Source organism: Streptomyces sp. NPDC034099, from assembly GCF_055575415.1.
Window position 1 is genome coordinate 307,029 of record NZ_JBVISR010000001.1, and the last position, 12,729, is coordinate 319,757.

The following is a 12,729-nucleotide window of genomic DNA, read 5'->3' on the forward strand; positions in this document are numbered from 1 at the left end:
TACGGCACGGTACGGCGCTACGGCACCGTCGGCTCGATCAGCCGCGGCGACAGCGCCCCGCACGGCACCAGGTCCACCTCGGCACCCGCGTCCCGCAGGTCGGTCAGGACCAGCTCCTCGTACATCAGCAGCCCCGACCGCTCGGGCCACACGACGGCCCACAGCCACATGCCGAGGGCCTCCCCGGCGAAGACGGCACGGTCGACCGGGCCGCCGGAGACGTGCCAGAGGGGGGTGGGGCGGCCGGCGGCCAGAACCTTGGCCTGGGGCGGCTTCTCGACGTCCAGGTACGGGCCGGGGTCGGGGGCGTCGAGCCCCGCGTACCGCGCGCCGAGGCCGACGCCGAGTTCCTCGGCGACCAGGATCAGCTCACCGATGCCCCCGAGCGGACCGGGGCCGGAACAGGCTACGGCGGTCGCCCTGCCCCCGCTGCGGTCGTCGCCCGCACAGGCCACGCCGGTGAACAGCCAGCCGACCGGCAGCGGCCAGGGCATCCACACCGGCACCTGCGTGCGGTGCACCACGACGCCGAGCGCCTCGACGCTGGGCGGGAGTACGGGCTGGACCGGGTGCACGGTGCCGTGCAGGTCGCACTGCCAGGAATCGGCGAAGAGGCCGGGAGCCCTGACCCGGCCACCACACTTCGGGCAACTGGGTTCGCCCCTCATAGAGCCCCACGGTCCTACCCTCGCTCCCCCACGTCAAGGACGATCACCCATCCGGACGGAAGGGCGCCGAACGGGCCGGCACCCGGACGACTAGATGTATGTTGCATTAATTAGCAGACCTAACTTACTATGTGTATACACCAACCAATTCCTCGGCATTGGAGAGCAAGCATGGACCCCTTCGACGCGGGTGCGGGCGGCATCCTGCGGCAGCCCAAGGCCGTGTGGGCGACCGCGGGCGCGTCCGTGGTGGCCTTCATGGGCATCGGGCTCGTCGACCCGATCCTCCCGTCCATCGCCAAGGGCCTGGACGCGAGCGCCGGCCAGGTCTCCCTCCTGTTCACCTCGTACTTCCTCATCACCGCCCTGGCGATGCTGGTCACCGGCTTCGTCTCCAGCCGCATCGGCGGCCGCAGGACCCTGCTGCTCGGCCTGGCCTTCGTCGTGGTCTTCGCGGGCCTCGCCGGCACCTCCGACACCGTCGGCCAGCTCGTCGGCTACCGGGCAGGCTGGGGCCTGGGCAACGCGCTCTTCGTCTCAACGGCCCTCGCCGTGATCGTCGGCGCGGCGGCCGGCGGGAGCGCCGCCGCGATCCTGCTCTACGAGTCCGCCCTCGGCCTCGGCATGGCCTGCGGCCCGCTGCTGGGCGCGCTGCTCGGCGACGCCAGCTGGCGCTACCCGTTCTTCGGCACGGCCTTCCTGATGGCGATCGGCTTCCTGTGCATCACGGTGTTCCTGAAGGAGCAGCCGAAGCCGGCCCGCAAGACCTCGCTGCTCGACCCGATCAAGGCGCTCGGCCACGGCGGACTCGCCTCGGCCGCGGTCTCGGCGTTCTTCTACAACTACACGTTCTTCACCGTGCTGGCCTTCACCCCGTTCGTGCTGAACATGACGCCGTACAAGTCGGGTGCCGTGTTCTTCGCCTGGGGCGTGCTGCTCGCCGTCTTCTCGGTGCTGGTGGCGCCGCGCATGCAGCGGCGCTTCGGCTCGCTCAAGGTGCTCGGCGGCTCGCTGGTGCTGCTCGCGGCCGACGTCCTGGTCCTCGGCTACGGCAACCACACCGCGGCGATCGTCTGCACGATCCTGTCCGGCGCGTTCATCGGCGTGAACAACACCGTCTACACCGAGCTGGCCCTCGGCGTCTCGGACGCGCCGCGTCCGGTGGCCAGCGCGGGCTACAACTTCGTGCGCTGGTTCGCCGCGGCCGCCGCCCCCTATTTCGCGCCGAAGATCGAGGAGTGGACCGACGTCCGCATCCCGTTCGTGGTGGCCGCGGTGACCGCCCTGCTCGGCGCGGTCGTGGTCGTCGTACGCCGCCGCGCGCTCACCCACGAGGCCGAGGAGCTGGAGCCGCAGCACGCCAGTGAGGACTCGGTCACCGTCTTCGCCAACTGACGAGGGAATCCGGTGAGTTGCGTCACCCTGCCACGTCAGTCCAGCGGTACGGACCTGCGCGATGGATCGCGCAGGTCCGTACCGTGGTTCAGCCAGCGCTCCTGGAGCGCGGGCGCGCCGTGCACGCGCTTCCAGGCGGCCTCGTTCGGCGTCATCGGCAGCAGCGGCAGGAACCGTACGGGGTCCAGCGGGGCGTCCAGCTCCAAGTCCTCGACCAGGCCGCCCGGCTCGGCGACCAGCACCGAGGTGAAAGGGGCCCCGGGCCACAGCGGCTCGCCGACGTCGAGTGACGCGCCGGGCGCCACGATCACACCCTCGACCTGCGGGGAGGCGGCCAGCACGGCGAGCGGGCGGAGCACCTTGTCGGTGTCGGCCGCCCCGGCCCGCACGGAGAGCACCAGCTCGGCGCGGGGACCCTTGACCGGGTCGGCGAGCGCGGCCGTCGGGTCCGCCATGGGCTGGGCCGACATGCCGAGGGTGGCGTAGCGGACGACGTCGCCCTCCTGGCCGGAGGCGGGGAAACGCAGCACCTCGATGCGGTCGGTGCCGAGGAAGGTGACCGCCGCGCGCGCGTCCGGCTCGCCCAGCGCGCTGTGCAACCGGGCCTCGACCAGAGGAAGAACATCAGCCATGCGGCGAGCATAGAACTCGTCGTGAAGAGGCAAAGCGGCGCCTTGACACGTCGCGCGGCTGGTACTGTGGGCCAGCGGTTCGGGGCAGCACGCAGCGCGTCGCGATCAAGCCCCCGACGCTGTGAACTCTCCCCTACGGGGAACCCCTCCAAACAAGGGGAATGGATCGTCCCTCACGAGGGACCGGCCGGAGGAGGTGGGCGGCATGGACCGAAGTCGACCGTGCAGTACCACCCGCTCTTCCAGCCGCTGACGCAGCCGCTTCGGCCTTCCTGCCGCGGCTTCCTGTGCGCGCCTTCTCACGGAAGAGCACTTCGTCTCGTTTTGCCTGATCCGATCCGTCGACGCGATGTCCGTCGATCCGTATCAGCAGCTGAATCAGCAGCGAAGCCGGCCACCGCGACGGTGCGGTGCCCCCCGCTTTGTGGACGCGCCGAACACGCGTAGCCAGGACGTCCTCATTCCGGGCGGTTCCACCCGTCACCGGCCTCGTTCGCTGCCCCGCCGCGAAGGAGCCTGCCATGTCGATGATCCGTGACCTGCGCGCCGCGGTCCGCCCGTCCCGCGTCTCCCTGCGCAAGGACAGCGGTCCCTATGACACCACCCGCGATCCGGCGACCGCCTCCGCCGTCGTCGACTGCGCCGTCTACCGCGACGGCACCCGCGTCGAGACCGATGTGCCGCTGACCCCGCACACGGCGATGCGCCAGGTGCGCCGCGACGGCGGGTTCGTGTGGATCGGCCTGCACGAGCCCACCGAGGACGAGTTCGCCGGTATCGCCCGGGAGTTCGGACTGCACCCGCTGGCCGTGGAGGACGCGGTCCAGGCCCACCAGCGGCCCAAGCTGGAGCGCTACGACGACTCCCTGTTCACGGTCTTCAAGACCGTCCACTACGTCGACCACGACCAGCTCACCGCCAACAGCGAGGTCGTCGAGACCGGCGAGGTCATGTGCTTCACCGGGCGGGACTTCTTCATCACCGTCCGGCACGGCGGGCAGGGCTCGCTGCGTGCGCTGCGCCGCCGCCTCCAGGAGGACCCCGAGCTGCTGATCAAGGGCCCCTCCGCGGTGCTGCACACCATCGCCGACCACGTCGTCGACGGCTACATCGCGGTCGCCGACGCGGTGCAGGACGACATCGACGAGGTCGAGACGGAGGTGTTCTCGCCGGGCCGCAAGGGCACCCCGCGCGGCACCGACGCCGGACGGATCTACCAACTCAAGCGCGAGGTGCTGGAGTTCAAGCGGGCGGTGGCGCCGCTGCTGCGCCCCATGCAGCTGCTCAGCGAGCGGCCGATGCGGCTGATCGACCCGGAGATCCAGAAGTACTTCCGGGACGTCGCCGACCACGTGGCGCGGGTGCAGGAGCAGGTCATCGGCTTCGACGAACTGCTGAACTCCATCCTCCAGGCCAACCTGGCCCAGGCGTCCGTCGCGCAGAACGAGGACATGCGCAAGATCACCTCGTGGGCCGCGATCATCGCCGTGCCGACGATGGTGTGCGGCGTGTACGGCATGAACTTCGACTACATGCCGGAGACCCACTGGAAGTTCGGCTACCCGCTGGTCCTGTCCGTCACGGTCGCGCTCTGTCTGGGCATCCACCGCACGCTCAAGCGCAACGGCTGGCTCTGAACCCGCCCCCGGACCCCTGGATAGGCTGACCGCATGACAAGCGAGCTGCTCGACCAGGCCCTCGTCGAGGAGGCCACCAAGAAGTCCGGCCTCATCTGGGTCAAGGGCCCCGGGGTGCCCGCCCGGGCGCTGTGGCACGTCTGGCACGAGGGCGCGGCCTGCGTCGTCGGCGACGGGCCGGGCGAGCAGCCGCTGCCGGGGCTGGCCGACGGAACCGCGGCCGAGGTGACGGTGCGCAGCAAGGACAAGGGCGGCCGGCTGGTCTCCTGGGCCGCGCGGGTCGTGGAGCTGCCGTCCGGTTCCGAGGCGTGGCAGGCGGCGGTCGGCGACCTCAAGGGCAAGCGGCTGAACGCCCCGGACGGCGAGGCCATGACCGACCGCTGGGCCCGTGAGTGCCGGGTGCTGCGCCTGGAGCCGACGGGGAGCACGGCGCCGCTGCCCGACGCCTCGCTGGCCGAGGCACCGCTGCCGAGCCCGGCGACGACCCGGCAGCCGGCGCCGGCGGGGCTGCCGCGCCTGCTGCTGAAGCGCCGCAAACGGCGCTGACGCCCCAGGAACGCCTCAGGACGTCGGCAGCTGCTTGCCGTAGTCCAGGGTGTCGTCCTTCGCGGGCTGCTCCAGCGCGAAGTCCTTGTTCCAGTCCGAGAAGCCGATCGTGCCCGCGCTGCCCGCCCGCACCAGCCGCAGCGGGTACGGCGTGCCCTCCAGGGAGACGTCCAGCGCGCCGCCGGCACCGTCGTCGCCGGTGATCCGGATGGTGCGCACGCCCGCCTGCTCGTGGCGGCCGTCCGTCTTCACCGTGCCGTGCAGGGTCAGCAGACCGCCGAGGAGGACGTCCTTGTCCGTGAAGCCGCTGAACTTCTTGTACACGGGGTCGCTCTGCGGCACCTTCACGTACTTGCCGGCGAGCTTGTCGGCCGCCTTGGCGTCGCCGCCGTCGTGGCTCCAGAACCCGGCGTCGGCCTTGAGGAACAGCTGCTCGCCGACGCGCAGCAGTCCGAACGTCGTCCCCTCGGCGGCGACCGACCCGGTCCCGCCGTCGGCCTTCAGCCGCATGTCGAGGGTGTACCTGTTGCCGCCGGCGTCCACCGTGCCGTGCAGGCGGACCGTGTCGGCGGCCTGTGCGGCCGTGCTCGCCTTCGCCTGGATCTTGTCCGCCGGGAGCTTCCCGAGGCCGTTGGTGCCCGCGTCGGGGTCCTCGCCGCTGCATCCCGTCAGCCCGGCTCCCGTCACGGCCAGGACGCACACCGCGCCCAGCCAGGCGGCCCTGCGGATTCGGCGCCGGGGAGTCACAGACACGGGGGAAACTGCCTTTCTGACAGGGCGGACAGGAGGCCGACGGGCGTCGGCGGCGAACCGACCGGGCCAGGGCGCAGCGTACCGGGGCTGTACGGGGCGATCGGAGCCGGTCCGTCCGGACCGGCCACCAGGGCGAGGCCGATGGGGACGGGCTAGCCTGAAGCGCGTCCGAGCGGGCAATTCGGAAAAGAGACACCGTACGAATCAGCCTTCACTCACTCCCACTCGACTTTCACGCACTCTCACTCGACTCCGCGCAGCGTGAGGAAAGGAGGCCGCGGCCATGGCAGCGGGCGCCCCCCGGATCTTCGTCTCCCATCTCTCCGGCATCGCCGTCTTCGACCCGGCCGGCGACCAGGTGGGACGCGTGCGCGATCTGGTCGTCATGCTCCGCGTGGCCCGCAAACCCCCGCGGGTGCTCGGCCTGGTCGTCGAACTCACCACCCGCCGCCGGATCTTCCTGCCCATGACCCGGGTCACCGGAATCGAGTCCGGCCAGGTCATCACCACCGGCGTGGTCAACGTCCGGCGTTTCGAGCAGCGGCCCACCGAGCGCCTCGTCTTCGGCGAGCTGCTCGACCGGCGGGTCACGCTCGCCGAGACGGGTGAGGAGGTCACGGTGCTCGACCTGTCGGTGCAGCAGCTGCCCGCCCGCCGGGACTGGGAGATCGACAAGGTCTTCGTCCGCAAGGGCCGCAAGGGCGGCGCCTTCCGCCGCAACAAGGGCGAGACGCTGACCGTGGAGTGGTCCGGCGTCACCGGCTTCTCCGTCGAGGAGCAGGGACAGGGCGCCGAGAACCTGCTGGCCACCTTCGAGCAGCTGCGCCCCGCCGACCTCGCCAACGTCCTGCACCACCTGTCCGCCAAGCGCCGTGCCGAGGTCGCCGCCGCACTCGACGACGACCGCCTGGCCGACGTGCTGGAGGAGCTGCCCGAGGACGACCAGATCGAGATCCTCGGCAAGCTGAAGGAGGAGCGCGCCGCGGACGTCCTGGAGGCGATGGACCCCGACGACGCGGCCGACCTGCTCGGCGAGCTGCCCGAGGCGGACAAGGAACGGCTGCTGAGCCTGATGCAGCCCGCCGACGCGGCCGACATGCGGCGCCTGATGGCGTACGAGGAGCACACGGCCGGCGGTCTGATGACGACCGAGCCGATCGTGCTGCGGCCCGACGCGACCGTCGCCGACGCCCTGGCCCGCATCCGCAACCCCGACCTGTCGCCGGCGCACGCCGCGCAGATCTACGTCTGCCGGCCGCCCGAGGAGACGCCGACCGGCAAGTACCTGGGCACGGTCCACTTCCAGCGCCTGCTGCGCGACCCCCCGTACACGCTGGTCGGCTCGATCCTCGACGACGACCTGCAGCCCCTGGAGCCGGAGGCCGCGCTGCCCGTGGTCGCCGGGTTCTTCGCCGCGTACGACATGGTCGCGGCGCCCGTCGTCGACGACTCGGGGGCACTGCTCGGCGCGGTCACCGTGGACGACGTACTGGATCACATGCTGCCCGACGACTGGCGGGAGACCGAGTACCACCTGGACGAGGCGACGACGGGGGAGGTGGGCGCCGATGGTGCCTGAGCGCGAGACGACGACCCGGGAGCGCGCCACGTCGGGGGCCACCGCGTCCTCCCGCGCCCGGACCCGCCTCGACCAGCCCCGCCCGCCGCGCCGCAGGCTGCTGCCCGAGTGGGACCCGGAGTCCTTCGGCCGGCTGTCGGAGCGCGTCGCGCGCTTCCTGGGCACCGGGCGGTTCATCGTCTGGATGACGGTCGTCATCATCCTGTGGGTGGTGTGGAACGTGTCGGCGCCGAGCGGGCTGCGCTTCGACGAGTACCCGTTCATCTTCCTGACGCTGATGCTGTCGCTCCAGGCCTCCTACGCCGCGCCGCTGATCCTGCTCGCGCAGAACCGGCAGGACGACCGGGACCGGGTCAACCTGGAGCAGGACCGCAAGCAGAACGAGCGGTCGATCGCGGACACCGAGTACCTGACCCGGGAGATCGCCGCCCTGCGCATCGGGCTCGGCGAGGTCGCGACGCGGGACTGGATCCGCTCCGAGCTGCAGGACCTCGTCAGGGACCTGGAGGAGCGGCAGAACGGTCACCACCCCGACCGCGGGGTATTCCCGGCAGATCGGTCCGCGGGGCGTGACGTACACGACCGCTGACGGGGCTTTCCGCGCCCCGTGGGCGGCGCCGTACCATCGTGTCTATGGCTACGGAAGACGCGGTGCGCGAAGCACTGGCGACGGTGAACGACCCCGAGATCAACCGGCCCATCACCGAGCTGGGGATGGTCAAGTCGGTGGAGATCGGCGCGGACGGAGCGGTCGCGGTCGCCGTGTACCTGACGGTCTCCGGCTGCCCCATGCGGGACACCATCACGCAGCGCGTGACGGACGCGGTCTCGCGGGTCGAGGGCGTCACGCGCGTCGACGTCGAGCTGGACGTGATGAGCGACGAGCAGCGCAAGGAGCTGGCCAGCGCACTGCGCGGCGGCCAGACCGAGCGCGAGGTGCCCTTCGCCAAGCCGGGCAGCCTGACCCGGGTGTACGCGGTGGCGTCCGGCAAGGGCGGCGTCGGCAAGTCCTCGGTGACGGTGAACCTGGCGGCCTCGATGGCGGCCGACGGACTGAAGGTCGGTGTCGTCGACGCCGACATCTACGGCCACTCCGTGCCGCGCATGCTGGGCGCCGACGGACGTCCCACCCAGGTCGAGAACATGATCATGCCGCCTTCGGCCCACGGGGTGAAGGTCATCTCGATCGGCATGTTCACCCCGGGCAACGCGCCGGTGGTCTGGCGCGGCCCGATGCTGCACCGCGCGCTCCAGCAGTTCCTGGCGGACGTGTACTGGGGCGACCTGGACGTCCTGCTGCTCGACCTGCCGCCCGGCACCGGCGACATCGCGATCTCGGTGGCGCAGCTGGTGCCGAACGCCGAGATCCTGGTCGTGACGACCCCTCAGCAGGCCGCCGCCGAGGTGGCGGAGCGGGCCGGCGCCATCGCCGTGCAGACCCACCAGAAGATCGTCGGCGTGGTCGAGAACATGTCCGGGCTGCCCTGCCCGCACTGCGGCGAGATGGTCGACGTCTTCGGCACCGGCGGCGGTCAGACGGTCGCCGACGGCCTGACCCGCACGACCGGTGCGTCGGTGCCGGTCCTCGGCGCCATCCCGATCGACGTCCGGCTGCGCGAGGGCGGCGACGAGGGCAAGCCCGTCGTCCTGTCCGACCCGGACTCCCCGGCGGGCGCGGCCCTGCGCTCGATCGCGGGCAAGCTCGGCGGCCGGCAGCGCGGCCTCTCGGGGCTGTCGCTGGGGATCACGCCGAAGAACAAGTTCTGACGTCCCGTACGGGACACGGGTACGGCAAGCAGGGGCGCTGTCCGCCGGGACGGCGCCCCTGCGTCGTACGGGCGGCCGGCTAGGCGTAAGCGGCGATGTCCTTGACCACGGCGAAGGCCAGCCCGTACGCGCTCATGCCCCGCCCGTACGCGCCGAGGTGCACGCCCTGCTCGGTCGAGCCGGCCAGCACCCAGCCGAACTCGGACTCCCGGTAGTGGAAGGGCGTCGGCACGCCGTCCACCGGCAGGGACAGCGTCGTCCAGTCCTCGCCGTCGAGATCGTCCGCGAGGACCCACGCGGTCTCGGTCTGCTGCTCCAGCCAGTCGTCGCGCAGCGAGTGGTCCATCTGGCCCGGCCAGGTGAAGGACAGCAGTCCCACTCCGGCGAGCCAGGCCGCCGAGGACACCGAGGTGGCCTCCAGCAGGCCGGTGCCGTCGGCGCTGCGCCGGTCGGGGTTGGCCGCGACGGTCACGACGACCGCGAACTTCTCCTTGGCGTCCTGCTCGTCGCCCGCCACGTGCTCGTTGCGCACCGACGGTTCGTCGCCGTGCCCGATCGAGCCGTGCTCCACGGCCCCGTCGGCCGCCGTACCGACCTGCATCAGCCAGCGCCGTCCCGTGAAGGCCTCGTCGAGGCCGTACCACGGGAAGGGCGCCCGCAGGTAGCCGTCGACCGTACGCCGGCCGGAGGGGGACTGTGGTCCGCCCTCCGCGGCCGGCGCCTGCGCGACTGCCCGACTCGTCGTCTCCATGTGCCCGGACGCCTCCTCGCTCTCGTCGGGCCGGAACGGCCCGCCCCCCTTCGGGCGCACTCGTCCGGTCCGCACAACAACTCGGGCAGCATAGCCATCCCACTGGCGGCAGCCGGGAAATCGCCCGGCGCGTGGGCCGCGCGGGCGTCGCCTTCAGGGTCTGTGCGCCCCGTCCGGAGTATGAGACACGTCACGTTCGCGGTCCGCGGGCCGGGCGCGGGCTGGGATCAGGTGGCGTCCATGTCGAAGGGCGGACGGCCGTCGGCGGGCTTGTCGGTCTTCCCGGGCGTCTCGGGCTTCTTCGACATGTCGACACGGCCGCTGCTCGAGCCGGAGGACGAGGGCTCCGTGTCGCGGCCGTGGACCGCGTCGGTGACCTCGGCCATCTCCTTCTTCAGGTCGAAGCCGTTGCGGATCTCCTTGAGCCCCAGCTCGTCGTTGTCCAGCTGCTTGCGGAGGAACGTCTTGGGGTTGAGGTCCTCGAACTCGAAGTCCTTGAACTCGGGGCCCAGCTCCTGGCGGATGTCCTGCTTGGCGCTGTCCGAGAACTCCCGGATCTTCCGGATGGTGCGCGTCACGTCCTGGATGACCTTGGGGAGCTTGTCCGGACCGAAGACGAGCACGGCGAGGACGACGAGCGTCACCAGCTCTAGTGCGCCTATGTCATTGAACACCTGAAGCTCCTTGGGATGTCCGGGCCGCCACCACGGTACCCGTCGATCCCGTCCGACCGGTACCGTCCCGTGAGCCCCGAGTGGGTGTACGTGAGCGCTTTCCGAATTGTTTGCCTTCCTGGCGCCTTGTCGGGACCTCCCCGGGGTCAGTCGCCGCCGGAGGAGCCGAGCACCAGGGAAACCTCGGTCTCCTTGCCGTCGCGTTCCAGGGTCAGCTCCAGGCGGTCGCCGGGGCGGTGGGCGCGGGTCTTGACGATGAGTTCCTCGCCGGAGTGCACACGCTGTCCGTCGACCGCGGTGATCACGTCCCCCGGCTTGATGCCGGCCTTGGCGCCGGGGCCGCCGGTGGTGACCGCGGGTCCGCCGTCGCCGTCCTTGGCGCTCACGCGGGCGCCGTCGCCCGTGTAGTTCAGGTCGAGGGTGATGCCGATGACGGGGTGGGCGGCCTTGCCGGTGTTGATCAGTTCCTCGGCGACGCGCTTGCCCTGGTTGATGGGGATGGCGAAGCCGAGCCCTATGGAACCGGCCTGGCCGCCGTCCGACTCGGCGCTGCCGCTGTCGGCGGAGCGGATGGCGGAGTTGATGCCGATGGCCCGGCCCCGCGCGTCCAGGAGGGGGCCGCCGGAGTTGCCGGGGTTGATGGGCGCGTCGGTCTGCAGGGCGTCGACGTACGAGACGTCGCTGCCGTCGCCCTCCTCGCCGCCCGCGGTGATGGGCCGTTCCTTGGCGCTGATGATGCCGGAGGTGACCGTGCCGGCCAGGTCGAAGGGGGCGCCGATGGCGACGACGGGGTCGCCGACGCGCACGCCGTCGGAGTTGCCGAGGGGCATCGGGGTGAGGCCGCTGACGCCCTTGACCTTCACCACGGCGAGGTCGTACCCGCTGTCGCGGCCGACGACGGCGGCCTCGGCGGTGTCGCCGCTGTTGAAGGTCACGGTGATCTCGCCGCCGGAGCCCGCGGGCTCCACGACGTGGTTGTTGGTCAGGATGTGGCCGCGGTCGTCGAGTACGAACCCGGTGCCGGTGCCGGCCGCCTCGCTGCCGCTCACGTGCAGGGTCACCACGCTGGGCAGGGCGCGCGCGGCGATGCCGGCGACGCTGTCCGGGTCCCGCCCGGCCGCCTCGGGTCCGGCCTGGGGCAGCTCCACGGTGCCCACGCCGCCGTTCCGTTCCAGGTGGGCGCCGACGGCGCCGCCGATGCCGCCGGAGACCAGGGCGATGAGCAGCGCCCCGCCGACGAGTATCTTCGCGGCCGGCCGGCGTCGCCGCTCCGGCGCGCGCTCGGCCGCGTCGTGGAGCTGGGCGGAGGCGGCCCAGGGGTCGTAACGCCCCCACGGATCGGCGGCGGGTTCGGAACCGGCCGCCGGTGCGGCCGGCCCTGCCCACGGGTCGGGAGCCGTGTCATACGCCGGGGCCGCCGCCGGGTGCTGATCCTGCTCGGCCCGCGGCGCCGGCGGCGGGGCCTCCGCGAATGCCGGGTCCGGCACCGCACCCGGAGGCGGGGACACCGACGACGCGCTCGCGGGCGGCACCGGGGCGAGCGGGGCCCCCGGTGCGGGCGTGAGAGGCGCGTGCGGGGCCGCCGGTGCGGGCGTGAGAGGCGCGTGCGGGGCCCCCGGTGCGGGCGTGAGAGGCGCGTGCGGGGCCGCCGGTGCGGGCGTGAGAGGCGCGTGCGGGGCCCCCGGTGCGGGCGTGAGGGGTGCGTGCGGGGCCGCCGTCGTCGCCGTGCCGTGCGCGGGTGTGGCCGCCGGGTGCTGGACCGGCGGAGCGGGGGCCCAGGGGCCCGGCTCACCGTAGGGCGGGGTGCTGTACGGGTCGGGTTCGTGCAGCGGCTTGGGACGCTCGGTGGCGGGCGCGGCATCGGCGGGCGGGGCCGAGCCGGTCCCCGCGTGGGACCGCGACCTCACGCCCCCGGCCGGAACGGCGTCCTCCGCCGGGACGGCGCGACGGTCCCCCTGCCGGGGCGGACCGGCGTCGGCCGGCTCGGGGGCGTCGGCGCGCGGCTGACCGTCCCGCCGAAGCCCACCGGCGTCCGCCGGTTCGGCGGGCTCGGGGCGGGGGAGGTCCAGCTCGTAGTCGCCCTCGCCGGTCGCGCGGGACGTCGCCGGGCGTTCCAGCTCGAAGTCGCCCCCGTCGGTGCCCGTGCCCGTGGTGGGGACCGGGCGGGGGCGTTCCAGTTCGAAGTCGCCGTCGGGCGCGTCTTCGGACGAGCGGGGACGACTCCACCACTTCGCCTTCGTGGGCTTCCCCTCGTTCATGTTCTCCCCCGCAGCTGGCCGCAGATCGTCGGCTCCAAGGGCTCTGGCGCCACCCCGGATTCAATCAGG

At 72.3% G+C, this 12,729-nt stretch carries 12 protein-coding genes; 6 read left to right on the forward strand and 6 right to left on the reverse strand.

What is annotated here, in order from left to right; genetic code table 11:
- Positions 1–17: 17 nt before the first annotated feature.
- Entirely contained in the window at positions 18–668 is a 651-nt protein-coding gene (locus ACZ56V_RS01400; protein ID WP_356371465.1) for a DUF6758 family protein, read from the reverse strand.
- Positions 669–839: 171 nt separating this feature from the next.
- Here ACZ56V_RS01400 and ACZ56V_RS01405 point away from each other — a divergent pair, with 171 nt between their 5' ends.
- The gene (locus ACZ56V_RS01405; RefSeq protein ID WP_467381766.1) at positions 840–2,063 is read left to right on the forward strand and encodes an MFS transporter; all 1,224 of its coding nucleotides are present in this window, start codon (positions 840–842) and stop codon (positions 2,061–2,063) included.
- A gap of 35 nt (positions 2,064–2,098) precedes the next feature.
- Here ACZ56V_RS01405 and ACZ56V_RS01410 read toward each other — a convergent pair whose 3' ends face one another.
- A complete protein-coding gene (locus ACZ56V_RS01410; protein ID WP_356371467.1) occupies positions 2,099–2,695 on the reverse strand; it encodes a suppressor of fused domain protein in 597 nt (198 codons plus the stop codon).
- Between the two features lie 521 nt (positions 2,696–3,216).
- Here ACZ56V_RS01410 and ACZ56V_RS01415 point away from each other — a divergent pair.
- Together ACZ56V_RS01415 and ACZ56V_RS01420 are read left to right on the forward strand one after the other, a co-directional pair.
- Positions 3,217–4,332, forward strand: a complete 1,116-nt coding sequence (locus ACZ56V_RS01415) for a magnesium and cobalt transport protein CorA (RefSeq protein WP_467381767.1) — start codon at positions 3,217–3,219, stop codon at positions 4,330–4,332.
- A 33-nt stretch (positions 4,333–4,365) separates the two neighbouring features.
- Positions 4,366–4,878: a hypothetical protein gene (locus tag ACZ56V_RS01420; RefSeq protein ID WP_398913183.1), complete on the forward strand. Its 513-nt coding sequence runs from the start codon at positions 4,366–4,368 to the stop codon at positions 4,876–4,878.
- Positions 4,879–4,893: 15 nt separating this feature from the next.
- Here the strand turns inward: ACZ56V_RS01420 and ACZ56V_RS01425 are convergent, their stop codons facing one another.
- Positions 4,894–5,631, reverse strand: coding sequence for a hypothetical protein (locus tag ACZ56V_RS01425; RefSeq protein ID WP_467381769.1), 738 nt, complete (start codon positions 5,629–5,631; stop codon positions 4,894–4,896).
- Positions 5,632–5,914: 283 nt separating this feature from the next.
- Here ACZ56V_RS01425 and ACZ56V_RS01430 point away from each other — a divergent pair, with 283 nt between their 5' ends.
- The 3 genes from ACZ56V_RS01430 to ACZ56V_RS01440 are packed head-to-tail and all read left to right on the forward strand — an operon-like array spanning position 5,915 to position 8,977.
- On the forward strand, positions 5,915–7,210 hold the full coding sequence (locus tag ACZ56V_RS01430; RefSeq protein ID WP_398913186.1) for a magnesium transporter MgtE N-terminal domain-containing protein: 1,296 nt from the start codon (positions 5,915–5,917) through the stop codon (positions 7,208–7,210).
- Entirely contained in the window at positions 7,200–7,799 is a 600-nt protein-coding gene (locus tag ACZ56V_RS01435; RefSeq protein WP_398913188.1) for a DUF1003 domain-containing protein, read from the forward strand. The genes ACZ56V_RS01430 and ACZ56V_RS01435 overlap by 11 nt, the downstream gene beginning before the upstream one ends.
- A 44-nt stretch (positions 7,800–7,843) precedes the next feature.
- Positions 7,844–8,977 carry an Mrp/NBP35 family ATP-binding protein gene (locus ACZ56V_RS01440; protein WP_467381771.1) on the forward strand — a complete coding sequence of 378 codons (1,134 nt, stop codon included), beginning with the start codon at positions 7,844–7,846 and terminating at the stop codon, positions 8,975–8,977.
- Positions 8,978–9,056: 79 nt separating this feature from the next.
- Here ACZ56V_RS01440 and ACZ56V_RS01445 read toward each other — a convergent pair whose 3' ends face one another.
- The 3 genes from ACZ56V_RS01445 to ACZ56V_RS01455 all read right to left on the reverse strand — a co-directional run bounded on the left by ACZ56V_RS01445 (position 9,057) and on the right by ACZ56V_RS01455 (position 12,660).
- Positions 9,057–9,728, reverse strand: a complete 672-nt coding sequence (locus ACZ56V_RS01445; RefSeq protein ID WP_467381772.1) for a hypothetical protein — start codon at positions 9,726–9,728, stop codon at positions 9,057–9,059.
- Between the two features lie 227 nt (positions 9,729–9,955).
- Complete coding sequence (locus ACZ56V_RS01450; protein ID WP_468938343.1) at positions 9,956–10,402, reverse strand: sec-independent translocase; 447 nt, start codon at positions 10,400–10,402, stop codon at positions 9,956–9,958.
- 146 nt (positions 10,403–10,548) lie between these two features.
- Positions 10,549–12,660: a S1C family serine protease gene (locus ACZ56V_RS01455; protein ID WP_468938345.1), complete on the reverse strand. Its 2,112-nt coding sequence runs from the start codon at positions 12,658–12,660 to the stop codon at positions 10,549–10,551.
- Between the last annotated feature and the right edge of the window lie 69 nt (positions 12,661–12,729).